General features: G+C 70.4%; 7 protein-coding genes. All 7 read right to left on the bottom strand.

Annotated features, from left to right (window positions below; genetic code table 11):
* Positions 1 to 124: 124 nt before the first annotated feature.
* Positions 125 to 1,792, bottom strand: a complete 1,668-nt coding sequence (locus BM345_RS00755) for a ShlB/FhaC/HecB family hemolysin secretion/activation protein (protein ID WP_093374529.1) — start codon at positions 1,790 to 1,792, stop codon at positions 125 to 127.
* Positions 1,789 to 20,349, bottom strand: a complete 18,561-nt coding sequence (locus tag BM345_RS00750) for a leukotoxin LktA family filamentous adhesin (RefSeq protein WP_093374527.1) — start codon at positions 20,347 to 20,349, stop codon at positions 1,789 to 1,791. Before BM345_RS00750 ends, BM345_RS00755 begins: the two co-directional genes overlap by 4 nt.
* Before the next feature lie 334 nt (positions 20,350 to 20,683).
* Positions 20,684 to 21,790 (bottom strand): PKD domain-containing protein, encoded by a 1,107-nt coding sequence (locus tag BM345_RS00745; protein ID WP_175544856.1) that lies wholly within the window; start codon positions 21,788 to 21,790, stop codon positions 20,684 to 20,686.
* A 241-nt stretch (positions 21,791 to 22,031) separates the two neighbouring features.
* Entirely contained in the window at positions 22,032 to 22,652 is a 621-nt protein-coding gene (locus BM345_RS00740; protein WP_093374523.1) for a hypothetical protein, read from the bottom strand.
* A gap of 38 nt (positions 22,653 to 22,690) precedes the next feature.
* Positions 22,691 to 23,482: a DUF899 domain-containing protein gene (locus BM345_RS00735; protein ID WP_093374521.1), complete on the bottom strand. Its 792-nt coding sequence runs from the start codon at positions 23,480 to 23,482 to the stop codon at positions 22,691 to 22,693.
* 106 nt (positions 23,483 to 23,588) lie between these two features.
* Positions 23,589 to 24,293, bottom strand: coding sequence for a Vgb family protein (locus tag BM345_RS00730; protein ID WP_093374519.1), 705 nt, complete (start codon positions 24,291 to 24,293; stop codon positions 23,589 to 23,591).
* A gap of 51 nt (positions 24,294 to 24,344) precedes the next feature.
* Positions 24,345 to 25,565 (bottom strand): helix-turn-helix domain-containing protein, encoded by a 1,221-nt coding sequence (locus BM345_RS00725; protein WP_093374517.1) that lies wholly within the window; start codon positions 25,563 to 25,565, stop codon positions 24,345 to 24,347.
* Between the last annotated feature and the right edge of the window lie 2 nt (positions 25,566 to 25,567).

The following is a 25,567-nucleotide window of genomic DNA, read 5'->3' as shown; positions in this document are numbered from 1 at the left end:
ATGTGCCATTCGACTCCTGATGCCCAATTTTGCTATCGCTTTGGCGTCTCGGAGTACGAGACTTGTGTGAACTATTCCCGCTTTCGCAGCCTGAAAAGAGCCCTTAAGTTGTACTTTCAGGCCGTCAAAGGAAGCTGGCCACCAACTGGAACATCACCTTCTTCTGCGAGCCCTCGTTGGGCGCCGGCAGCTTGTCGAGCCCCCACGCGAAGATCAGCCGCCCGCTCAGGTTCTTGCCCAGCGCCGCGTTGAAGCCGAAGCCCATGCTCGTGAGATTCTCGCTGGGCGCGAGCAGCGAATCCGGCGGCCGGAAAGGCTCCACGCGGCCGTAGTCGGTGAACACGAAGGCGCTGCTGGCCAGGGGCAGCGAGCCCAGGTCGAGCGTGGGCAACGGGTGGTGCACTTCCACGCTGGCCGTGTAGCCCTGGTCGCCGGACAGTGCGCCCACCGGGTAGCCGCGCACGCTGCCATCGCCGCCCAGAACGAACTGCTCGGCCGAGGGCAGGTTCTTGTCGCCGGTGGCCTGGCCATTGAGGAAGGCGCGCAGCGAGAAGTCGCCCCCCAGCGCCTGGTTCCAGCGCAGCCAGGCGCGGTCGACCCGGTGCTTGCTCTGGATGTCGGCCGTGGTGGCGTCGACCCAGTAGCTCACGTAGCTGGCCGACACCACGCTGCTGGTGCCCACCCAGGTCCACTCCACGCCCAGGTTCTTGTCCTTGTCGTCGGTCTGCTGCGGAAGGAAGTTGGAGATGAAGTTCTTGCTGACGCGGTCCTTGCCGCCGCCCACCAGCAGCCACTGGTTGCGCGAGTCGACCCACACCGGCTGGCGCACGCCCAGCACGGTGGCGCGCGACTCGCCTGTGATGTTGAGGGTCTTCAGCGGGCCGTGCTTGATCTCCGTGCGGTCCTCGTACTGCGACAGGCTCAGGCGACCGCCCCAGGGGTTGAAGGGGACGGTGTAGCCCAGCGCCCCGCTGCGCTGCCCGTCGGCGCCGGTGAAGGACATGAAGAGCTCGTCGCGCCAGCCCAGCAGGCTGCGGTTGCGGTAGGAGACGCCACCGCGCCATTCGCCGGTCAGGTTGCTGCCCAGGTTGTCCAGCGTGGCCAGCAGTTCGTGGCGCGGCGGCTCTTCCACGGCCACGTTGATGTCGGTGGTGCCGAAGGCGCTGCCGGGCTGCAGGTCGGCCTGCAATCGGATGTCGTTGGTCTGGTTGAACCAGACGAGGCTCTTCTCCAGCTTGTTGAGGTCCACCACCTCGCCGGGCTGCGCGCCGATGCGCGATGCGATGTAGCTCTCGCGCGTGCTCTCGTTGCCCGAGAGCTTGACGGCGCCCACGCGGCCTTCGACCAGTCGCACCTCGATCACGCCCTCGGTCACGTCCTGCTGCGGAATGGTGGCCACCGCGGTCACCACGCCCTTGGCCTTGTAGAGCGCATTCACCCGGTCGGCCAGCTGCTGCAGGTCGGCCAGCGACACCTGCTTGCCGCGGTAGTCGGCCGCGATGGCTTCCAGCTCGGCCGCGCTCAGGATCTGCGAGGGCGTGAAGCGGATCTCCTTGACCGTGACGCGCACGCCGGCATCGGCGCGCGGCAGCGCGGGGGCCACCGGCGCGGCCGGGCGCGTGAGCGGCTGCGCGGGCTGCGGCAGCTCACGCTCGGCTTCGCGGCGGCGCCGCTCCTCCTCGATCTGGCGCTGCTGCTGCGCGCCGGCGTCGATGGACGGCGGCAGGATCACCTGGGCAGCCACCTGGAAGGTGGCCAGGGCAGCGAGGGCCGCTGCGCTTTGTCGAATCATTGCTTGCACTCCGGAACCAGGCCGCACTGATCGCCCAGCGATACCGGCGCACCCGTAAATTTCACAGGCGACGCCTGCTCCTGCTCACCCGTCCGCGCGGCGGCGGCGGAATCCTCGCCCGGCCGGCTGGCCAGCGTGAGCGCCAGTTCGCTGTACTCCAGGGCACTGCGGTTCAGGCCCATGCTGGCGATCTGGTCGAACAGCGCGCCGCGGTAGACGACGTAGGTGTCGGTGAAGACGTGGTTGTCGTACATGGCGAAGCTGAAGGGCGCCCCGGCCGAGTAGATCTGCACGTCCGCGCCCGGCTGGACGCTGCGGTCGTGCTGGTCGACCACCACGCGGGTCATCGGGTTGTTCACCGTCGCGCGGTCGACGATCAGCATGTCCTCCACCGAGATGGCGCCCTGCTTGACGTCCACCGCTGCCGTCCTGGCCTTGAAGTCGTCGATGGCGAAGCCGCCCTGCCCGGCCAGCGCCAGCGTGACCTGGCTGGCCGTTGCGCCCTGGTAGCCGGTGACGGTGCCCTGCACTTCGCTGGCCCCGCCAGCCACGCTTGCGCTCACCACGTCACCCGCCAGGCGGAAGAAGGACGACACGTCGAGTTGGCCGGCCTGCACCGTGCCGTAGGCATTCATCACCACGCCGCGCGCAGTGAGCGTGCCGGCCGTGGCGTTGCCCGCGGTCGACGTGAGGGTGAACACGCCGCCCGATGTGCCACTGGCCACCGACACGTCGTCGCGCGAGACCAGCGTGAAGTCGCGGCCCGTGCGCACGCTGCCGACGTTCAGGCTGCCTTGCGGTGCGGACAGCGTGCCGTCCAGCTGCGCGCTGAAGCTGCCCACCTGCAGGTTGCCCGTGCGCGCCAGCGCGGCGACGCTGCCGGCGCTGCTGGTGAGCGAGCCGGCCGTGAGGTTGCGCCCGGCGTCCAGCGTGATGTCGCCCGGCGCCGTGGCGCTGCCCACCTGCATGTCGCGGCCGCTGGCGGCGCTGATGCCGCCGCCGGTGCTGGTGAGCGAGGTCGCGCCGATGTCGCGGCCTGCGTTCAGGGCGATGTCGCCGCCGGCGACCACCGTGCCCAGCGTGATGTCCTCCGTGGCGCTGGCGCTGAAGCCGGCACCCGACTGGCTGCTGGTGGCCTGCACCGAGCCCGCGCCCGACGTCATGCCGATCGCGCCGGCTGCCTGGGTGCTGCCGGCATCGACGCTGCCCGCGTCGGCCTGCAGCGCGACATTGCCGCCGGTGCTGGTGACGGTGCCCGTCGACACGTTGCCGGTGCTGGCCTGCACGCCGACATTGCCGCCCGCGGTGGCGCTGCCGACCGTTGCGCCCTGCGCGGCGGCGACCTCGATGGCGCCTGCGGCCTGCGTCTGGCTGGCGTCGACGCGGCCCGCGTCGGCCTGCAGCGTGACGCTGCCGCCGCTGCTGGAGACGGCGCCCGTCGACACGTTGCCGCTGCTGGACTGCACGCCGACGTTGCCTCCGGCCGTGGTGCTGCTCACCGTGGCATCGCTGCCTGCCACGATGCTGGCATTGCCGCCCGCGGTGGCGCTTCCCACGCTCGCATCGCCCGCAGCGGCGATGTCGAGATTGCCACCGGCGCTGGTCTGGCTGGCCTGCACCGCGCCGGTGGCGGAATTCATCGCCACGTCGCCGTGGGCGCTGGTCGTGCCTGCCGCGATGTCACCGCCGCTCGTGGCCAGGGCGACGCTGCCCAGCGCACTGCTCACCTGGCCGGTGGCGATGAGGCCGGTGGCGTTGAGGTTGAGGTTGTCGACGGCCGCCAACGTGCCGACTTGCACGCCGCCCTGCACTGCCAGGTCGACGCTGCCGCCGGCGCTGCCATCGAGCTTGAGCAGCCGCATTTCCAGCGCGTTGCCGGGGCCGATGTTGCCGCCGGCATTGAGCGTCACGCCGGCAGCGGGCGCCGTGTCGGCCACGATGTCCAGGCGCGTGTCGCCGCCATCGCGGATGTCGCCGCCGGCCTGGATGTGCACCGCGTCGGCGGCGCCGCTGCCGGAGCTGATGCCGGAGATGGTCGCGTCCGTCGTGGTGTCGATGCGCACGGTGCCGGTGTCGGCCGTCAGGCTGGCGCCGTCGGCCATGCGCAGCTCGTAGGCCGCCAGCTGCATGTTGCCGCCGCTGGACCGCGTGGAGGATTGCGCGCTCATCGTCAGCACGTAGCCCGCCGACACGCCGACGTTGCCGCCGGCCACCAGTTGGCCGTCCAGCAGCATGTCGATCTGGCCGGCCAGGCCCAGCGCACCGCCGGCCGTCAGGTCGCCCAGGAAGAAGTTGCGGCCCGCCACGCCGTTGAGGTACAGGTTGTCCGCGGCCCAGGCGGTGATGCGACCACCGGTGCCTGACACGCCGGTGCCCAGCGCACCGTTGCCCGCCGCGCCGATGCTGCCGCCGTCGGCGCGCAGCTCGACCTGCTCGCCCAGCACGTTCAGCTCGCTGGTGCCAACCGCGTCGGTGATGGAGCCGGCGGCCGTCAGCTTGACCGTCTTGCGCGAGTAGACGGTGTCGACGTTCATGTCGCCCTGCTCCACGATCTCCACGTTGTCGGCAGCCCGCGCCGTCAGCGAAGCTCCGTCGCGAAGGTTCAGCCGCAGCGGCTGCGAGGTGCCCGGCGTGGTGCCGTCGCCCGGCACGAAGCCGATGCCGCCGCCGGCGGCTTCCAGCACCAGGTTGCCCGTCTGCACCGCAGGCGAGGTGCCCAGCGCGTTGGTGATGGAGCCGCGCACCTTGATGCGCGTGTCGCCGGTCACGTCGATGCTGCCCAGCGGCGCGCTGCCCATCGACGCCAGGTAGGCCGCGCCCTTGTCCGTGCCGGCCGCCGGCGCCGCCGTCACCGCCACGTTGAGCGCGTCCACCACCGCGAAGTTGACCGGCGCGCGGCGCAGCACGGTGATGGTGCTGTCGGTCACGATCACGTCGGAGCGCTCGGCAGAGGCCAGCGCCACCTTCATGTCGTCGGTCAGGTCCTGCGGCGCGATGTTGGTGGGCACCACCACCGCCGCCTGCGTCTCGCCGATGGCGGTGCCGGCCTGCAGTGTCACCGTGCGGCCCGAGACGTTGGCGCTCTTGACCACGGGGTTGGTGCTGGTCACGTCCTTGAGCAGGCCGGCGCTGATCGAGATGCCCAGCTCGCGGTCGCTCCACGAGGCCTTGTTCAGGATCGCCTTCGTCTGGTCGACGTCCGCCTTGAACTTGAAGCTGCTGTCGTAGCTGGCCGTGAGCGTGCCCACCGAGCCGTTGAGCTGGTGGTATTGCGCGGTGCGCTCCTTCTCGAACTTGTCGATGGCCGCGGGCGTGCCCAGCGCCTGCTTCTCGGCGGCGCTTGCGTGGTAGGCGAAGGCCGGGTCGTACACCGACGGATCGGCCTGCGTGCTGCGCATCTGCCAGTACAGCTTGTACTGCTGCGTCTGCCCCTGCTCGTAGGACTTGATGGCCATCGCCTGGTTGGCCGTGTTCTGCGCCGTGCCCTCGCGCAGGCCGGCGGTGTCCCAGAAGGCCACCAGCTCGTTCCAGGTGCGCGTGTCGACCGACTCGATCGGGTTGTTGTCGATGATGCGGCCCGGCGTCTTGAGCAGCACGTCGCCGCCCTTGGACACCACGGTGTCCACCAGCAGGTCGCCGTTGGCGTTGCCGCTCCAGGTGCCGGCCTCGATGCCGATGTCGCCCTGGGCCGAGGCGCGCAGGCCGTACAGGCCGCGCTTGCTGAGGTCGGTGCTGTAGCCCACGTTCACCTTCAGCGGCGAGGCGATGCTGCCGATGCTGCCGCCCTGCGTGCTCAGGTCCATGCGCTGGCCCTGGATGAGGCTGCTGGTGCGCGCCGCGAGGATGCTGCCGTCCGAGGCCAGCGTCACGCGGCCGTTGCCGTCCAGCACGCTGCCGCCGGCGGTGATGGTGCCCACCCGCAGGTCGCCCACCGTCTGGTCCACGTTCACGTTGCCCACGGTGGCCGCCGCGTTCAGCTCGCCGCCGTTCACCGCCACCTGCACCGCCTTGGCCGGGTTGCCGTTGATGGCGCCGCCCACGTCGCCGGTGGCGTTGAGCGTGACGTTCCTGCCCGTCACCAGCGCCGTGTCGTTCATCTGCACGATCGAGCGGTCGGTGGTCGACACGCCGGCCGCCGCCGTCACGCCGCTGCCGGCGTTGATGGTGGTGTTGCCCGAGCTGTTGCGCACCTCGCCCTTGAGCAGCACGTCCGCGGCTGAGTTGATCGCCACCGTGCCGGTGTCGTAGCCGCTGAACTCGATGCGGATCGGGTTGTCGGCCTTGAGCGTCTTGGTGGTGATGGTCTTCGTCGGCGTGGTTTCCGTGAAGGTCATGTGGTAGTCGCCGGCGATGCACAGCGTCCACCAGTTGCAGGTCGACCATTCGTCGGTCTTCACCCACAGCGACGAGCCGCTCTGGCGCGTGTCGGAGCTGGTGGTATAGCCGGTGCCGGTGGCGCCGGTGTCCTTGTAGAGATACGTGCCGTTGTCCAGCCGGAAGCTGCTCAGCACGTAGGGGCCCGACTGGCTCTCGACATGGCCGGTGGGCGCGTTGCGCAGGTCGCTGGAGCCGAAGAACTGCGCGCCCGAATACTCCCAGTAGGTGATGGTGGAGTTGTCGGTGCCGGTGGTCCAGGCGTAGCGCAGGCCGTTCTGCGGCGCGTAGCTGGTGATGCGGCCGCTGCTGGCGCTGGTGTCGGCCACGCCGTTCTTGGTCACCACGCCGTTCTCGCGCTTGTAGATGGTGGTGATGGCCGGCGTGTTGACGTCGGCGCTCTGGATGTCGGTGATCTCGATGATGCCGGCGATGCCGCGGCCGGTGCCGGTCGAGTCCTTGCCGGTGTCCAGCTTGTTGATCACCACCGCCAGGCCCGTGGGGTTGTCCACCTTGATCTGGCCGTAGCCGTCCAGCGCGCGCAGCGTGCCCGCCGTGCTGGAGGTGTTGATGATCTGGCCGTAGGCCTGGATGTAGCCGCCGCTGACCTGCGTGCCGTCGAGCTCGAAGCGGTTGTTCACCACGTCGTAGCTCGCGCCGATGTTGCCGTAGTCCGAGACCAGCTTGTACAGGCCACCCGTTGCCGCGGTGCGCGTGGACCAGTCGGTCGTGTTGCGGTCGGCCTTGGCGAAGTCCATGTCGACTTCCAGGCGCTGCAGCAGCGCGTCGTAGCGCACCTGGCCCGCCGCCACGGTGTAGAAGCTGTAGCGCAGGCCGGCCTTGGTGGCCGCGTCGGCGTTGTTGTAGGCCGTCACGGCCGCGTCCAGCGAGGACTGGGCGATGCCGAAGAAGCTGGCCGGGCCGGTGAGCTTGGGCGAGACCGGCAGCGTCAGGTTCCAGTTCTCGATGCCGCTTTGCACCAGGCTGTTGATGTTCAGGTAGCGCGCGCTCAGGAACACGCTGCCGTTGGCGATGATGCCGTTGCCGGTGGTGGTCAGGCCGTCCTTGATCGAGCCCGCGTCGCCGCCCACGTGGAAGAAGTTGTCCACGTAGCTTTGCACGAAGTCGCCGTTCTGCGCCTTGATGTCCACCGAGCCCGCACGGATCGAGCCGTTGGACAAAATGCTGCCCGCCGCACTGTGCACGTTGACCGAGCCGCGCAGGTTGGCGATGTCGCCCGCCAGCTCGATGTTCGGTGCCGGCGACAGCACGGTGGTGCCGGCCGCGTTCGGGTCGTAGGTGCTGCTGATGTTGATCGAGGGCTTGGGCGCGCCGCTGCTGTCGCGCGTGAGCACCGTCAGGCCGCCGGCGCCGGTCGAACCCGCGTTCAGCCGGTCGATGTCGCCGGTGGCGTTCACCAGCACGCCGTTGAAGCGCAGCGTGCCGCCCTCGTCGCTGTTGATGGTGAGGTTGCCCAGCTTCAGGAAGTTGGGCGTGTTGTTGGTGATGTCGATGCGCGCATCGCCCGGCGAGTTCAGGCTGCCCGTGCCTTCCAGCTTGTCGCCGGTGACGCGGATGTTGCCCAGTTTCACGGTGATGTCGTCCACCGTGATGAAGTCGGCGATGGGGCCGTTGGCCCGCGTGGTCGACTGGTTGGGCAGATCGGCCGTGACCTGCGCCAGGTTGGTCGAGGCGCTGGTCTTGCTGTCCAGCGCGGAGCCCAGGGCGGTGTAGGTCTCCGACACCTTCTGGACGTAGCCGGTGCTTCCGTCGAATTTGCCGGCCTCGGTGTCGATGGTGGTGGCGGCGGTGCTGATGCTGGAGCGGGCCGTGGCCGCGTTGTTGCTCAGCGTGGTGATGCCGGTGACGATCGCGTCCTGTCCGTTGGCCGATCCCTTGAAGGCGGCGGCCAGGGTGGCCTGGTTGCTGCTGATGGTCGCGTTGTTCGCCGCGACCTTGGTCGCCGCCGTGTCGATCAGCGCATTGCGCGTGTCCACATTGCCCAGCAGCGTCTGGATTTCGCCCGCGTAGGTCTTGATGCTGGCCTGGCGCGTGTCGATCTCGGCCTGCAGGGTGTTGTATTGCGCCGTGCCCACCGTGAGCGACTGCATCTGCGTGCGGCGCGTGTCGATCTCGCCCAGCAGGGTGTTGATCGAGCCGTTGCGCGCGCCGATGGTCGTCAGGTCGGTGGCGTTGGCGCTGCGCTGCGTGGCGATGCTCGACAGCTGCGTCACGTTGTCCGCGATCAGCGCATTCATCGACACGTAGGTTGTGTTGGCCGCGTTGAAGCCGCTGAGCTTGCGCAGTTCGGTGTCGATGCTGCTGTTGGTCGTGACCAGCGTGGCGCCGTTCGTCGCGATGCTGCCGGCGCTGGTGCCGATGCTGTTGCCCGAGGTCACCGCAGACGTGGCGGTGGTCTGGATCACCTGCCCGCTGCCCGTGACCTTGCCGGTCTCGCTCATCACCTGCACCTGGTACTGGCGGATGCGCGTCTCGGCCACTTCGCGCGGCGTCGGGTTGCTCCACTGGCCCGGGTTGATCACCGGCTGCCCCGTGGTCGCATCGACCAGGATCTGGCCGCTGCCGTCGGTGCTGCCCTTCGCCAGGCCCAGCTCCACCAGCTTGTACATCAGGAAGTTGATTTCCGACTGGTAGGCGCCGGTGGCGATGGTGTCGCCGGCGTACTGCGACATCAGGTTGCGCAGGCGCTGGATGCGGTCCAGGATGTCCGCGCCGATGCCCTTGGCCAGTTCCACCGAGTAGCTCACGCCTTCGCTGGCGGTGGCCTTCATGCGCCACAGCACGGTCTGGCCGATGACCACCGGGTTGCCGTTGACCAGCACGCGGTTGCCGTTCGCATCCGTCTGGTAGACCGGCGCGTACACCGGCGTGCTCACCGGGTTGCCGTTGGCGTCGATCAGCTCGATCTCGAAGCTCAGCGAGGCGCGGCGGTTGATGCCGGTCATCGCGATGCCGTCCACGTGCACCGTGGCGGCGCCGCCGGTGAAGGTGCTGCCGCCCGTCACGTCGAAGGACACGTCGCCGCCGCCGAACAGGTTGCTGATGCCGCTGGCCACGGCGGCCGCGGCCTCGCGGTACAAGTCCTTGCCGACGCCCTTGGCGCTGGCGGTCACCGTGCCCTTGTCGGCGTACAAGGCGATGTCCTGCGCCGCCTCCACCGTGCTGCCGGCGGCGAGGTCGACCCTGGCGTTGCTGGCGATTCGCACTGTGGGTTCCGGCGTGATGCTGATCGGGATTGCCGTCTTGTTCCACAGGTTGACGGCGGCGCTGGCGTCGATGCGCGTCTGCGTTCCGTCCGAGCCCTGCCCGGCGGCGAGCGTGATGGAGCCGTCGTCCGCATGCACGGTGGCGTTGCTGCCCACCAGCACCCGGTTGTTGCCGTTGTAGACGATGTCCGCGTAGCCCGAGGGTGCGCCGGCCAGGCCGTACACGTTGACCGAGGCCCGCGCGTCCAGCGACACGTTGGAGCGCGTGCCGGCGCTGATGTTGCCGATGTCGCTGCTCAGCAGCGCGCTGTCGCCCAGCGACACGGTGGCATCGGACTGCAGCACGGAGATGCGCGAGGCGGCCTGCGCCACCGAGATCGCGCCGCCCGAATCCACCTTGGCCTTGTCGCGCGCCACGATGTCGTTGGACGCGTCGATGTTCACCGTGGCCAGGCCCGCCGAAGGCATCAGCGCATGCACCACGGCACGATCGCCGATGGCGGCCGTGGTGTCGTGCCGGATGACCGTGGTGCTGGAAGCCGCCGGCAGGTCGATCAGGCCGCCGGAGCCCGAGTCGATGTTGAAGGTGGCAGTGTCGCCGTTCGTGGAACCGATCCAGTCCTTGCGGCTGCTGTTGCCCGCGACGATGTCGATGTCCTGCGCGGCCACGCGTCCGTCCGCGCCCACCTTGGCGCCCACGGTGCTGTTCACTGCGTTGTCGGCCTGCGCGCCGCTGGCGCCCACCACCGAGGCATTCACGCTGTTGACGGCCGCGTTGTAGTGGGTGGTGTGCGTCGCCTGCACCTTCACGGCCTTGGCCGTGATGCCGTGCGTGGCGTCGCCGCTGCCGGTGCCCGCCTGCGTGTTGCTGGTGCTGGCGGTGCGCGCCGAAGCCGCGGCACCCGAGATCAGGCCGCCGCTGCCCGAGGTGGCGTTGGCGAAGTTGCTGTCGGTGCCGCCAGCCACCACCTGGACCGAATTGGCCAGGCTGGCCGGCGTGGTCACCGGCGCGCCGATCTTCGCGCCGTCGCCCACGGTGGCCTGCGTCACACTGTTCGAGGTGGCGCTGGCATCGTTGAAGCCCGCCGCCACGATGCCGCCGGCCAGGCCCGAGACATCCGCCGACTGGCTGGTGTTGTTGGTGGCGTTGACCGCCGCATTGCCGGTCAGCGTGATGGCGCTGCCCGCGCCGATGCTGCTGTTGACGCGGCTGTCGTGCGAGGCCTTCGCCTCCGTGGCGTTGATGCCGGCGAACAGGGCGCCGGAAGCGCCGGCCGCGTTGGCCCGCACGTCCGCCCCGCTGCCGCTCAGGGCCTGCGTGGCCGACACCGTGAGGTTGCGGCCGGTGAACTGCGTGTTGGCGCCCAACGCCGCGTCCACGCGCGACACCGCGTCGGCGATGGCGACCGAGGCGCCCGCCGCGGCGCCCAGGCCCACGTTCACGCCCTCGGCCTGCGCCTGCGCGCGGGTCTTGCCTGTGGCCGAGACGCTGGCGTCCTGCGACAGCACGACCTGCCCGCCGCCGATGCCGGCATCGACGTCCGGCCGGGCCGTGGCCGTGGCCACGGAGCCGCTCAGGGCCAGCCCCAGGCCGGCGGCGGCGGCCACGGTGTGGGCCTGCGCGTTGACGTCGCCGCTGGCGGACACGTCGAGCGAGCGCACCGCGTCGCCCGTGCCGGAGCCAATGGCGGCACCGGTCCCGACGGTGGCGCTGGTGGCACCGCCGATGTCGGCCGTGGCCACCGATGCACCGCCTGCGACCGCGCCCACGCTGGCACCCCAGGCCTGCGCATTGAGCGAGCGGCTGTCGGTGGCGTTGACGATCACTTCGTCGGCCTGGTGCACGGCCACGTTGTTGCCGAGCGCGGCGCGGGTGATGCTGCCGTCCGACAGGCCCGCGTAGGCCGCGTTGAGCGCCACGATGCCGCCGGTGCCGGCAAAGCCCTGGGCCGCGGCCGTCTCGGCCAGCGACGCGCGCACCTTGATGTCGCCCGTCGCGCGCAGCGAGGCGTTGTCGCCCACCAGCGCCTGGTTGTTGATGTTGAAGCTGGCGATGCCCACGCCGGCGCCCAGGCCCAGCGCGCCCACCGACACGGCGCCGGTGGTCATGCCGAAGTCCAGCGTGCCGCGTGCGTTCACGCCGATGTCGCGGCCGGCCTGCAGCACTGCGCCGCTGCCCACCTGCGCGGTGTTGCCCGAGGGCAGCGCACTCGACAACGAACTGCTGATGCTCACCGACGATCGCTTCGCCTGCGCCTGGCCGCCGACGTCGCGCATGCGCGCGTCGTTCGAGCCGGCCAGCATGCGGCCCACCGTGTCGTCGCCGGCCTGTGCGTCGGCTTCCTGGTTCACGTTGCGCGCGTTGCCGTCGTGCGAGAGCTGGTCCTTCGCGTCCTGGCTCATCGCCTCGCCCACCGCGTACACGGCCACGCCGCCGGCCAGGCCGACCAGGCCGCCGGCACCGCTGACCACCGTGGTGTCGAAGCGCTGCTTGCCCAGCGCGTTGGCCTGGATGTCGCGTGCCGCCGTCACCTTGGCGCCGGCGCCGAGGGTGGCGCCGGTGCGGTTGTTCATGGTGCCCACGTCCACGCCGCCGGCCAGCGCGCCGGCGCCCAGCGCCACCGAGCCGGTGATGACCTGCGAGCGCAGGTCGTTGCGCGCGGTGACGCTCACGTCCTGCTTCGCGTTGGCGCCGGTGTTGCTCTGGTTGATCTGTGCGTTGTCGCCGATGAAGGCCTGCGTGTCCGAGCGCACCGACTCGACCGAGATCGCGCCGGAGATGCCGGCGTAAAGCCCCGCCGCGCCGCTGGCGGTCACGCTGAACAGGTCTTCCGAGGACGTGGCCTGAACCTGCACGCCGCGCGCATCGCTCACGGTGGCGTCGGTGTCGGCGCCGCTGTAGGCCGTCATGTCGCTGGTGTTGTTGCCCAGCGCGTTGACCGTGGCGCCGCCGCCGATGCCGGCCTGCGTGTCCTTGGTGATGCTGCTGACACCCACGGCCGCGCCGACGCCGGCCACGCCGATGCCTGCGGCGGCCGCGCCGGCCACCATGTCCACCGGGGTGTCGCTGCGCGCGGCGATGCGGGCGTTGCCGCCGGCGTCGATGCGCGTGCTGCCGCCGGCCACCAGGGCCTGCGTCTTGTCGGCGATGGAAACCACCGCCACCGAGCCGGCCACCGCCACGCTGCCCGCGGCCGACAGGCCGATGCCCATGTCCAGCACCTGCGTGCGGCTTTCGGCCTGCACCTGCACGTCGCGCGCGGCCTTGACCTGCGCGCCGGTGCCGATGCTGGCCAGCGTGTCGTTGTCGGACACCAGCACGTCGGCACCCGCGCCCACGGCCACCGCGCCCGCGCCCGAGGCTGCGCCTGCCAGGCCCAGGTGGAACTGCTCGTTGCCTGCGGCCACGCGCACCGACTGCGCGGCGTTGGCGCTGCCGCCGGCGGTGTTGATCTGCGCGTTGTTGCCAATCTCGGCGTGGGTCGAGGTGTCGATGGTCGACACGTTGGCGCCCAGCGTGATCGCCGCCGCGCCGGCCCCGGCGCCGGTGACGGCGTAGGCCTTGACGCTGTCGCTGTTGGTGGCGCTCACGCCCAGGCCGTTCATGGCCGTGGTCTGGCGCGTGGCATTGCGCTGCTGCACCAGGGCACGGAAGGCGTCGCGGCCGCTGATGTCGTTGCCCTGCGCATCCGTGGGCGCCAGGCCGCTCTTGCTCACGCGGCCTTCGCCCGTGATGTTGGCGCCGTAGCTGACGTCGTAGTGGCCGGTGGCCACCTGCACGGCCGGGCCGTTGCCCAGGGCCTGCACCGAGGCGCCGTCGCCGATGCGCCCCAGCGTGGTCTTGTCCAGCACCACCACGCCCACCGCCGCGCCCACCGCGGCCGAGCCGCCGGCTGCCGCGCTGCCCGCGATCAGGTCCACGGCGGTGCGGCCATCGGCCGCCACCACCGCATTGCCGTTGGCGCGCACGGTGGCGTTGTTGTCGATGCGCGCCTGCGTGTCGGTGGTCAGCGTATAGGCGGCCGCCGAGCCCGCCAGGCCCGCCGAGCCGCCGGCACCGAAGCCGATGCTGGTCAGGCGCAGGTCATCCTGCGAATCGGACTGCACGGCGACGTTGCCGCCGGCCTCCACCCAGGCGCCCTGCCCGATGACCGCCTGCGTGCTCTTGTCCATCACGCCGACGTCGCCCGCGGCGCCGCCGCCCACCGAGCCGCCGCCGCCCGCGCCCACGACCATGTCGAACACGGTGGTCTGATCGCTGGCCGACACCCGCACCGCCTGCGCGGCCAGTGCGTCGCCCTTGTTGAGTTGCGCGTTGCTGCCGATGCCCGCCAGCGTGGTGTTGTCCAGCACGTTGACGATGGCCGCGCCGCCCACGGCCACCGAGCCGGCGGCCGCTGCGCCGATGGCGTAGGTCTGGAAGTCCTCGCTGGCCTTGGCGTCCAGCGAGGTGGTGCCGACCGCATGTGCCTGCACGCCGCTGCCCAGGGTCGCGCGCGTGTCGTTCTCGATGGTGTGCACGCCCGCGGCCACGCCCACGCCGGCGGAGCCACCGACGGCCACGCCGCTCACGATGTCGAACACCGACAGGGTGTTGCCGGCCTTGAAGCTGAGGTCGCCGCCGGTGCGAAGGCGCGTCGCGGTGGAATCCGCCACGTAGGCTTGCGCCGTGTTCCTGCCCACCAGCACGTTCGCCACGCCGGCCACGCCGACGTTGCCGCCCACCGCGCCGGAAAAGCCGATCAGGTTCACGTCCTGCGTGTTCTGCGCCGCCAGCGAGATGCCGCCGGTGCCGGTGACGTTGGCACCGCCGTCGATGTGCGCGGTGGTGGTGTTGGTGCTGGACACCGAGGCGCTGGAAACGCCCACGCCCACCTTGCCGGCGACGGAAGCCGCCACCGCGAGCGAAGTCGCGCTGGTGTCGTTGCCGCTGTCCAGCGAGACCTTGCCGCTGGTCGTCACCGTGCTGCCGCTGCCGATGGCCGCCTCGGTGGTGTCGGTGAACACGCTCAGTGCCACCGCGCCCGACACGGCGGCGCTGTCGCCGGCCGCGCCGGAAACGGCCTCGGCGTAGTAGTTGGTGCCGCCCAGCAGCGGGCCGCTGGTGAGACGGTCCGGCAGGTTCTTCACGTCGTCCACGCTGCTCACCTGCAGCGACACGCCCGGAATGCTCACCCGCTGGTTCTGCGCCGAGAGCGACAGGCTGTCGGCGTTGACCTGCGCGCCACTGCCCAGCAGCGCCTGGTAGCTGTTGTTGGAGACCACGGTCGCCACCGAGGCGCCGATGCCCACGTTGCCGCCCACGGCACCGGCCCACGCCTTGGCGCCCAGCATGCTGGTGTTGGTCGCATCGATGCGGATCGCACCCGCGTCGTCGATGCGCGTGTTGGCGCCGATGCGCGCCAGCGTCTGCGCGTTGGACACCACCACCGCGAAGGCGCCGGCCACGCCCACCTTGTTGCCGCCCGCGCCGGCCACGCCCTCGGCGGCCAGCTTGCGTGCGAAATCGGGCGAGGTGTTCTGGGTCGACTCGGCCGACACCGTCAGGTCGCCAGCCGTGGCGACGTGCGTGCTGTCGGCCAGCTGCGCGCTGGTGCTGTTGTCGGCGAGGCTGATGCCCACGCCCACCGCCACGCCCACCTTGGTCTTGGGGTCGACCGCGTCGCCCGCGCCGCGGGCGCTGAAATTGCTGTCGTTGTTGGCGCTGACCGTCATCGCGCCGCCGGACGAGAGCGTGCGTCCGCCGGTCACGCCGGCCTGCACGTTGTCGGCCAGGTCGTTCACGCCCACGGCCGCGGCGATGGCGACCTTGCCGCCTTGCGCGCCCTGGTTGCTCTGGCTGCCCTGGCTCTTGCCCAGGGTCTGCGAGCTTTGCGAACCGTCGGCCTGCGTCTTGTTGTCGGCGTAGGTCTTGTCGGACTGCGAGCCGCCCGCGGTGGCGGTGGCATCGGAGGTGTAGGCGCGCGTGGCCTCGGCACCGAGTTCCAGGCTGCCGCCGGCCGAGAGGTCGCGGTCCAGCGTGGCCTGCGTCTGGCTGTCGCTGGTGATCACGGCCACGGCGGCGCCCACGGCCGCGGTGCCGGACTTGGCCGTGCCCTTGGCAGTGGCGGTGTGCGCGCCGCTGCTCGTGGCCTGCAGTGCCACGTCGCCGGTGGTCGAGATGCCCGCGCCCGAAGCGATGGTGGCGCGCGTGTTCTGGTTGATGGTGCTCACGGCCACGGCCGCGTCGAAGGCAAGCTTGCCGCCGGTGGAGCCGGCCGTCGCGGTGGCTTCGCTGTCCACGCTGCTGGTGGCACTCAGCTTGAGATCGTTGGCGTTGCTCACGCTCGCACTGGTGCCGATCTGCGCGGCGCTGGTCGAATCGACCAGGTTGATCGCCACCGATGCGCCCACGCCTACCTGGCCGCCGGTGGCGCCGCCGCTGGTCGTCGGCGTGGCGGAACCCACCACCTTCACGGTGTCCTGCGCCTGCAGGTTCACGTCGCCGCCGCCGGCATCCAGGGTGGCGCGATCGCCCACCTGCGCCTTGCTGGCGGTGTCGACGATGTTCAGCGCCAGGGAAGCCGCGATGCCAACCTTGCTGCCGCCCGCGCCCGACTGGGCAGAGGCCGAGAGGTCGTGCCGCAGGCCGCCGCCCGCGTCGGCCATGGCGGCGCCGATGGCGATGCCGTTGGCGCGCACCACCGCGTCCTGCCCCACGCTGGCGGTGGTGGCCGAGTCGACCTGGTTCACCGACACGCCGGCGCCGATGCCCACCTGCGCGGTCTTGCCGACCGCCGTGCCGTCCGAGCTGGCGCTGGCGTCGGTCTGGCCCTTGGCGTCCAGCGCGAACTTGCCGCTGGTGGACACCGTGCGGCCGTTGGCGATGGTGGCACTGGCCTGCGCTTCGACCACGTTCACCGCCACGGCCGCCGCCACCGACACCTTGCCTTCGCCGGACGAGGCCGACTTCTTGCCGCCCGCCGCGCTGCCGGTCGCACCCTGCTGGCTGCTGCTGCCGACGTTGTTCCTGGCCTGCTGCTGCTTGCCGTAGTCGAGCTGGCTGTTGGTCTTGTCGTCGACTGTGGCGTCTTCCTGCTTCTTGCCGCCGGCATCGGTCTTGCCGGCCTCGTCGTCGGACTTGCCGCCCTTGGAACTGGCGCTGGCGGTGGTCGCGTGCTGCGACACCGAACTGGCGGCCACGCTCACGTCGCCGGTGGCGACGAGGATGTCGCGCTCGACGCTCGCGCTGGTGTTGTCGTCGACCAGCGCCAGGCCCACGGCCGCGCCGATGGCGGCCTTCTCGCCCTGGGCGCTCCCCTTGGCCTTGGTGGTGGTGCTGTTCGTCTGATCGGCCGACAGCGACACGCCGCCGGCATTCGAGATCGCCGCACCGGCGCCGATGCGTGCGCTGGTGCTGTTGTTGAGCATCGCCAGCGCCAGGGCCGGCGTGATCGCAATGCCGCCGGACGCGCCGGCCTCGGCCTCGGTGGCTGCTTCATGCGCCGCCTTGGCATCCAGCGAGATGGCGCCGGTGCTGGCCACGCCGGCCGCGTCCTCGATCTCGGCCGTGCTGCGGTTGCCCACGACGTTCACCGCCACCGAAGCGCCGATCCCGACCTGGCCGCCGCTGGCGCCCTTGTCGACCGGCACCGCCTTGGCGCTGATGCTGGTGTTGTTCTCTGCGGAAAGCGCGACCGGCCCTGCACCCGCGTCCACGCTCGCGCCGCCCTGCACCGCTGCGCGGCTGCTGGTGTCCACCAGGTTCAGCGCCAGCGCGCCGGCCACGCCGACCTTGCTGCCGCCCGCGCCGGCGCTGGCCTGCGCGTCGATGGTGTGCACGCTGTCACTGCCCACCGGCGTCATGCCGGCGCTGAGCGACAGGCCCTGCGAGCTGATGTGCGCGTTGCCGCCCACCAGTGCCTCGGTGACAGAAGCCACCTTGTTCACCGACACGGCGGCGCCGATGCCGATCTTGCTGGTGCCGTCGTCGGTGGGCAGCGCATTGCCGTCCGCCGAGACCTTCGCATCGGTGTTGCCGGACGCGGCCAGCGTCACGCTGCCGGCCGCGGTCACGTCCACCGGCAGCTGCGCGCGCGTGGTGGCGTTCTGGATGTTCACGCCCACCGCCGCGGCGACTGCCACCTGCCCTTCGCTCGTGCTGGCCGAGGCCTGGCCGTTCTTCTGCGCGTCGACGCCGCCGCTGGTGGAAGCCTGCTGCTTGGTATCGCCGACGTTGTTGGCGCCCTGCTTCTTCTTGCCCAGCGCCAGCTGCTTGCCGACCTTCTGGTCGACAGAGCCGTCTTCCTTGGGTTTGCCCGTGCCGGAATCGGTGGCTCCGGCATCCTCGGACGCATGGCCGCCGCTGGCGCTGGCCGTGGCGTCCACGGTGCTCGACGAGGCGCCGGTGGCCTGCAGGCTCACCTTGCCCTTGCCTGCGCCGCCGGTGCCGTCCGCGACGATGGCGCGTGCCGTGCCGGCCGACACCAGGTCGTCGACCAGGGCCACGCCCACGGCCGCGCCGATGGCCGCCTTGCCGCCCACGGCGCTGCCCTTGGCGGCGGTCTCGGTGCTCGATGCTTGCGAGGCCACCAGCGACAGGTCGCCGCTCAGCGTGAGTGCACCACCGGTGCCCAGGCTCGCCTGCGTGGTGTTGTTGACGATGGAGACCGCGGCCGAGGGCGTGATGGAGATGCCGCCTTCGGAGCCGGCCTCGCTCTCGGTCTTCGCCGCGTGGGTGCTGGTGGCCGAGAGGCCGAGGTCGCGCGCACCCGCGAGCTGCGCGCCGTCTTCCAGGCTGGCGACCGTGCGCGTGCCCAGCACGTTGACCGCCACCGAGGCGCCGATGCCCACCTTGTCGCCGGTGGTTGGGCCGTCCGAAGGCGCGGCCTTGGCGCTGCTGCTGCCGTCTTCATTGGCCACCAGCGACACGTCGCCCGTGCCGCCCGCCATCGTCACGCTGGCGCCGCTGCGCAGTTGCCCATGGGTGGCGCTGTCGATGGCATTGACCGCCACCGCGCCGGCCACGCCGACGCCGCGCGCCCCGGCACCCGACAGCGCCGTCGTGGTGAAGGCGTTGGACGCCACCGTGGGCGACATGGTCGCGCCGATGCTGGCGCTGCCCGCCTGCAGGCTCTGCGCGACATAGGCCTCGTTCTTCAGGCTGGCCAGGTTGACGGCCACCGCCACGCCCACGCCGTTGGCGCCGCCGGTGGCGCTCGCGTCGGCACTGGCAGTGACCCGGCTGCCGGCCCGGCTCTGGATGCTGACATCGCCCGTGACCGTGGCGGCCTGCGAGGACGCCATGTAGGCCTGGGTGCTGCTCTTCAGGTCGCTCACCACCACGGCGCCGGCCACCTTGATGCCTTCGCCATCGGCGTTGTCGGCGGTGCTGGCGCTGTCCTTGTACTTGGCCAGGGTCTGGCTGCTTTCGCTGCCGCCGCTGCTGTCTTCCTCCGCGCCCTGCGCCGAAGCCTTGGCCGTGACAGTGGCCGTGTGGCTGGCCGTGGCCGACAGGTCGAGCGAGCCGGCGCTGATGCGCGCGGCGCCATCCACCGCCGCGGTGGTCGTGCTGTCGATGAGGCTCACCGCCACCGAGGCGCCGGCCGCGTTGCTGCCGGCCGCCGAGGCGTCGGCGATGGACACGGTATTCACCGCGTTGCTGGCGGACAGGCCCAGCTTGCCGCCCACTTGCAGGTCGGCGCTGTCGGTCACGCGCACCTGGGCGCTGCTGGTGACGTCGGACACGGCCACGGCCGCATCGCCAGCCAGGTTGGCCAGTGCCGAGGTCGGCGCCGCATGGGTGCTGGCGGACGAGCTGGCGCTCAGCGTCGCATCGCGGCCGGCTTTCAGCACGGTCGTGCCGCCGACGTTGACGGCTGCGCTGGAACCCACGCGCTGCACTGTCGCAGCCACCGGCAGTGTGAAGGTGTCGGTGTTGACGGTGGCGCGTGCGGTCGCGCTCAGGTCCTGCTTCGCATGCAGCTGGCTCGACTGGATGTCGACCAGGGCCGTGGCCTGCGCCATCTCGATGCCGCTGGAGACGGCCAGCGAGGCATCGGTGCGGGTCGCGTTGGCTTCCAGCTCGATGGTGTTGGCCACCAGCTGCGCGCCGGCCAGGCGAATGGCGGCCGTGCCGCCCTGCGCCTGCTCGGCCACGATGCGGATGCGGCCGTCGGCATTCACGATGGCCGAGGCGGTGGTCAGGCCGTTGGCGTTGACGACGTCGCTGAAGTCCGGCGCCGTGCCCTGGAAGGCCGCGCCGCTGTAGATCACGCCGCCGACGTTGATGGCGCCAGCGCTCAGCGTCACGCCGTTGATGGCGTTGATGCGGCCCTGGACCGAGATCACGCCGTCGGGGTTGAGGGGCGCCGTGCCGTTGAGCAGGGCCGCCACCGAGGCCGCGTTGGGGTTGTTGGGCGAATTGAAGAAGCCCTGCACGAAGGCGCTGGTGGGTGTCGTGAGCGTCAGCGAGCCCACGTTGACCACGCCGCTCGCCCCCACCAGCACGCCGTAGGGATTGGCGAACCACACGTTGCCGCCGATCGCGCCGTTCTTGATGGCGTTCACCACGCCATTGATGTCGGTGCGCGAGTTGCCGCTGATGATGTTGATGAGGTTGTTGGCGCCTGCGGGCAGGTGCAGGTTGGCGATGTCGCCTGCCGTCACGCCGAAGCGCGAGAAGGAGTTGAAGGCGTTGCCACCGCTGGTGGTCGTGGTCTGCACGTTGGCCACGTTGCCCGCGGCGTTCACCGTGGTCTGCGTGCGGCCGTCGGGAACGATGTTGTCCGCCGGCCCGGCCCGCGCCATCAGGGGCGCGGCGGCCCCCGTCAGTGCCGCCAGCAGCGCTGCCACGCGACGGCGCCGTGCCCCGCCCTTGCCGCGTCCCCTCGCCGTCTCGGCCACTGCCACCCACATGGACAGGGCGTCGTTCCAGACGACACGGTAGACACGGTTCATGGACGAATGGCTGTGCATGCGGTTTCTCCAGGCTCGGGCACCGGCACGCACAACCCATCGCCGGGTGGCACGCCGTGGAAGGACGAGGTGTCACCGGAACAGGTAACGTTGGATTACATTTTAGTAACCGACTGTGTACTAATGACTCAAGATGTGTACGGGTTAGCCCCTAGAAGAAACCCTTAGATGTGAACTAGTCGGCAGCATGCGCGGCTGTCCATCGGGAGCGGTGCGCGTGGCTCGAACCGGTTCGAAAAAAGAGAAGGGCCGGACTCCTTGCGGATTCCGGCCCCTGGGGCCCCGGCGCGCGAACCATCGCTGCGCCAGGTTGGATTTCCTGTGACGCGAACGCTTAGGGCGCGGTCACCACGATCTGCGCCATCGGGCTGTAGCCATCGGCCGTGTCGTTGCCGTTCTGTCGATTGAAGGCTTGAGCGAAATCGGTGCCGACAGAAGGCGCCACGTCGCTGACCTTGCGGACGCCAACATTCAGCGAGTCGTACGGACCGGACACGCCCGTCGGCGCCGCGCCGCGGTGCTGCGTGTTGTAAGCCACCTCGTAGATGACGGTGTCGGGCAGCACTAACTTGAGGTCACTCAGGTCGAAGTTGAGCTTGAAAGCGAAGCCGTTGTAGCACTTGTTGTCGGCAGCCGCACGCCACTGTTTGGGATCGGTGCAGGTAGCGTCCGCTGTGGGGCGGTACGGCATGGCGAAGGTCTTAGTCAAGGTGGTCAGTTCGTGGCCACTCGCATCAAGCAGTCGGATCGTTACCGGATGGTCGAAGGTGGCGTTGGCAGCCGAGGCACAGGTTCCGGCGTCCCACGAGCCCGTCTGGCACGCCCAGCTGCTCATGGCCACCGTCACGCTGCGCAGCAGGCGGGGCGTGCCCGCGGCGAGCGTCACCTTGTCCCCCAGGCTGACGAGGCTCTTGGCCTCGAAACCGTAGCTGGCCATGTTCGGCGGGAAAGGCGCGGCGACCGAGTCGAAAGCAGCCGCTTCCGCCAGCAGATTGACAGTGGCGACCGCGCTGCTGGTCTTCCCATCGCTCACCACCAGGCTGGCCACGTAGGTGCCGGCGACGTCGGGCGTGAAGCTGGGCTTGATTGCAGTGGAGTCCGCGATCGTGGCATTGCTGGCAGCCGGCTTGCTGGTCAGCGTCCAGGCGTAGCTCAGCGTATCGCCGTCCTCGTCCTTGCTGGCGCTGCCGTCGAGCTGGCTGGCGGTGCCCACGCGGGCGACCTGCGCCTTGCCCGCGTCACCCACCGGTGCCTTGTTGGATGCCGGTGCGGGTGCAGGCGCAGGCGCCTGGGCATTGAGCGGCGGGGGTGCGGCCGCCGGTGCCGAGGCACCGCCGGAGCCGCCGCCCCCGCAGCCGGCGAGCAGCATCGCAGTGGCGGTCGCTGCGAGTGCATGGACGAAAAGGGGCTTGGGGCACGGGGCGAGAGGCGTGGAGCTCATGATCTTCGAAGCAGTAACTTTTGGTTTCAAACATGGTCAATGTATTAGCCAAATGGAACTACCCGAAAACTCGTTCATTGAATTGCGTGACTAAATCCCCTTTGTTCGAGCAATTGATTCGTACCGATTTGTGATATGCGCCAATTTCCGGAATTGCACGAATCAATTCCGAGACGAAGTGCCGCAAATCGAGATGCCGCGCCTAAAACCCGAGACGCGGCAGGAGCTTGGCGATGCCAATTCAGGGAATCGACGCCGCCTTGGCGCCCAATTTCCGTGCCGGCCGACGGCTATTGCCGGGCGGGCATTTGCGCAGTTGGGGAATAAGCGAGCCCAAGCCGCCACACACGCCGGCGGCCACCAGGCCGGTCGCCGCCAGCATGGCGACCCCATGCACGGCCACCGCAGCAAGCGCGCCGACGAGGCGGCCCATCTCGCCGCCCTGCCCGGCCATCCCGAAGCACATGGGCATCAACGCGGGCACCAGCATCAAGCCGGCGCCATGAAACGACGAGCCGAGGAAGGCACCCAGCACCAATCCGGCTTGGCCTGCGGGCCGTCGTGCCGTGCAGGGCGCGCGTCGCCACGCATGCAGGGCGACGCTCACCGCCAGCAGCACGGCAGCCAGCACCTGCAGCGTCGTGCGATCGAGCTTCGTTCCGCCCAGCACCAGCGCCACCGTCAGTCCAAGCGATGCCGCATGCCCCACCCCGATGGGCCACAGGGCCTTGATCACCTGGCGCCGGTCGCCCGAGTGCAGCCCCCAGGCGGCAGCCAGCATCCAGCCGCTACCCGGGTTCAAGCCATGCAGGGCACCCATCCCCGCCAGGGTGAGCCAAGGCCACAGGTCAGCGGCGGACATGGTGGCCTCGCTTTGTACGGACCCGGCGCCAACCGCACTCAGCCCTGCGCGTGGCAGCAGCCGTCGGCGGCCTGGGGCTTGGCAGCAGCCCGCTCGTAGCGGTCGTGGTGCCGGACCCAGTCCATCGGCCAGTTCGGGTTGTGCTCGTCGCGGCCCTTGGGCGTGAGGTCCAGCAGGTCGTAGGTGCCCATCATCACTTCGACGCCGCGGCCGTAGGTCGAGTAGGTGTGATAGACCGTGCCCACGTCGTCCTTGTAGAACACGCTGACGCCCGGTGCCTCCTCGGCCGGGAAGGCCTGGGTGGTGTAGTTGTAGGGCACCGTGCCACGGCTGACCTGCGATGGCGTGAAGCTCACGCCGAAGTCCTGGTTGAAGTCGCTGTCGAAAGCCGACACCCACTTGAACTCCCAGCCCATGCGGCGCCGGAAGCGCTCGATCTGCGCCAGCGGCGCGCGCGACACGGCCATCAGCGTGGTGTCACGGTGCTGCAGGTGCGGCTCCATGCCGCCCAGGTGGTCGGACATGAAGGAGCAGCTGGGGCAGCCCTGCTCCCAGTCCGGGCCGAGCATGAAGTGCTGCACCAGCAGCTGGTGACGCCCGTCGAAGAGCTCGGCCAGCGTGCGCTTGCCCTCGGCCGTGTCGAAGACGTAGTTCTTCTTGACCTGCACCCAGGGCAGCGCGCGGCGTTCGCGGGCGATCTGGTCGCGCAGCCGCGTCAGCTCCTTTTCGTGGGTCAGCAGCGACTTGCGCGCGGCCAGCCACTTGTCCTGCGCAACGACCGCGTGGTCGGTGGCGCCCGATTCCTGCTTGTTTGCGATAGCGATGCTCATGGTGAACTCCTTGCTTGGGTTGTCGAGAGAGAAAGAGAAGGCAAAGCGCTGCCCGTCCGCCCGCGCGGGGCGGCTTGCGCCGGGGTGACCCGAAGGGTCGGTCTGGTCAGGCCGCGGGTACGGCGGCCTTCTTGCGCAACGCCTGCGGACGCCGCACCGCGCGGACCTTGCCGCTGTTGCCGCCACCCGCGTAGAAGAGGTCGGCACCGTCTGATTCGAGGCCGCTCACGCCCATGCCCGGCGGCATCTCCAGCCGCTCGAGCACGGCACCGCTGTCGGGGTCGATGTGGCGGATGTCGCTCTGCTCGCCCTCCCAGGTGGCGTGCCACAGCTCCCCGTCGACCCAGGTGACGCCGGTGACGAAGCGGTTCGACTCGATGGTGCGTTTGACCTCGCCGGTCTGCGGATCGATCTGGTGGATCTTGCGGTCGCGGTACTGGCCCACCCACAGGCTGCCCTCGGCCCAGGTCAGGCCCGAGTCGTTGCCCTTGCCCGGCGCGGGAATCGAGTGAAGCACCTGGCCGGTGGCTGGGTCGATCTTGTCGATCCGCGCCTCGGCAATCTGGTAGAGGTGCCGACCGTCGAAGGCGGTGCCGGCGTCGCCGACGCAGGGCAGCGTGCGCTCGGTCTTGCCGCTCTTCGGGTCGAAGGCCACCAGCGTGGGGCCGGTGGCGGCCCACACGCGCTGGCCGTCGTGCGTCACGCCGTTGACCTTGGTGGAACCCTCGAAGGGGCCGTACTCGCGGACGATCTCCGCGGGCCGGACCGGCGCCTTGCGTTCGGTCGTCGTTGCTGTTGCTGCTGCTGACATGGCTTGCTCCTGGTGGGTTGGCGCGCAACTCGCGGCGCCATGGGTGCAAATCTAATCAAGCTGCAGCGCAGCAGGGAGTAACAAGATCGTCGTGAATCCGGACAGCGGCGGCGCCAGCCAGCGCCTGGCCCGCGCCTGGCCGATGGCGCGCACGCGGCCTTGCGCCTCCAGTTCCGCCAGGGCGCGCTGCACCGTGCGCTGGCTGTCGCCCAGGGCCTGCGCCAGCGCCGAGGTGGACCAGGCCGCGCCGTCGGACAGCAGCGCCACCAGCGAGGCCTGCTCGCCGTCGATGGGCGGCGCCAGCAGCACCACCTCGCGTCCCGGGGCGGGCTTGAGCACGAAACCGCGCGCGGTGGATTCGATGCCGGCCATGGGCGCGGCCAGCGCACGCAGCCGGCCCATCTCCACCCGCAACCTGGCGCGGTGCGTCTCGTCGGGATCGCGTGTGCGGAACGCGCTGTGGATCAGGTCCTCGCGCGCCACGTCGCCGGGCCACGCGGCGGCCAGCTCGCGCGCCAGGGCGAAGAGGATGGGCCGCCGCGCGAGCGACAGCCACTGCGCCTCCACGCGCAGGCCGTGGCGGCAGCCGTCGACCACCAGCGCGCCGGAAGCCAGCAGCGCCTCGACCTCGTCCAGCCGCAGTGCTGCCTCCGTACCCTGTTTCAATTGACGTGCCGCGGGCCGCTCGAAGGCCGCCCACGCGTCGGCCACTTCGGCCAACAGCGCCGGCACCTGTGCGCGGTAGGCCGCCTGGCGTGCCCTTGCGAGCGAGGCCTTCGCTTCCTCGGTTCGCAGCGATCGCAGTGCCAGTTCGGCTGCGCTGAGTTCGGCCACGGCCTCCAGCACCGGTGGCAGGCCGCTCGCATCCAGGCCGTCGAGAAATGCTGCAGCCTCGGCCAGCCGGCCCAGCAGCAGTGCGCGCCGCGATGCGATGAGCCGGGCCTGCACCGCATTCACCCGGTCGCCACCGGCGGCCAGCGTGGCCGAGGCGGCCACCAGCGCGCGCGGCGATCCGCCCAGGTCGCGCATGGCCAGCGCCACCTCGGCCTCGGCCACCACGCAGCGGGCGCGCGACAGCGGCTCGTGCGTACCGAATCCGCGCTCGGCCCGGCGCAGCAGCTCGCGCGCCCGCGGATGCTCGCCCAGTTGCGCCATCGCGATGCCGCGCAGCGCCAACGCGGGCGGGTCGTCGCGCAAAGCCACGCGCTTCAGCGCCCCCAGCGCATCGCCGGCGGCCAGGGCGCGTGCGGAGGCGGCGATCAGCGAATCCATGG

Origin of the sequence: Variovorax sp. OV329, from assembly GCF_900114785.1 — a bacterium.
Lineage (GTDB): Bacteria > Pseudomonadota > Gammaproteobacteria > Burkholderiales > Burkholderiaceae_C > Variovorax.
This window is presented reverse-complemented; position numbering and strand designations above follow the sequence as displayed.

Excerpts from the sequence above, each read along its gene's own strand:
- BM345_RS00755 (WP_093374529.1), bottom strand. The coding sequence starts at position 1,792 with ATGATTCGACAAAGCGCAGCGGCCCTCGCTGCCCTGGCCACCTTCCAG.
- BM345_RS00750 (WP_093374527.1), bottom strand. The coding sequence starts at position 20,349 with ATGCACAGCCATTCGTCCATGAACCGTGTCTACCGTGTCGTCTGGAAC.
- BM345_RS00745 (WP_175544856.1), bottom strand. The coding sequence starts at position 21,790 with ATGAGCTCCACGCCTCTCGCCCCGTGCCCCAAGCCCCTTTTCGTCCAT.
- BM345_RS00740 (WP_093374523.1), bottom strand. The coding sequence starts at position 22,652 with ATGTCCGCCGCTGACCTGTGGCCTTGGCTCACCCTGGCGGGGATGGGT.
- BM345_RS00735 (WP_093374521.1), bottom strand. The coding sequence starts at position 23,482 with ATGAGCATCGCTATCGCAAACAAGCAGGAATCGGGCGCCACCGACCAC.
- BM345_RS00730 (WP_093374519.1), bottom strand. The coding sequence starts at position 24,293 with ATGTCAGCAGCAGCAACAGCAACGACGACCGAACGCAAGGCGCCGGTC.
- BM345_RS00725 (WP_093374517.1), bottom strand. The coding sequence starts at position 25,565 with ATGGATTCGCTGATCGCCGCCTCCGCACGCGCCCTGGCCGCCGGCGAT.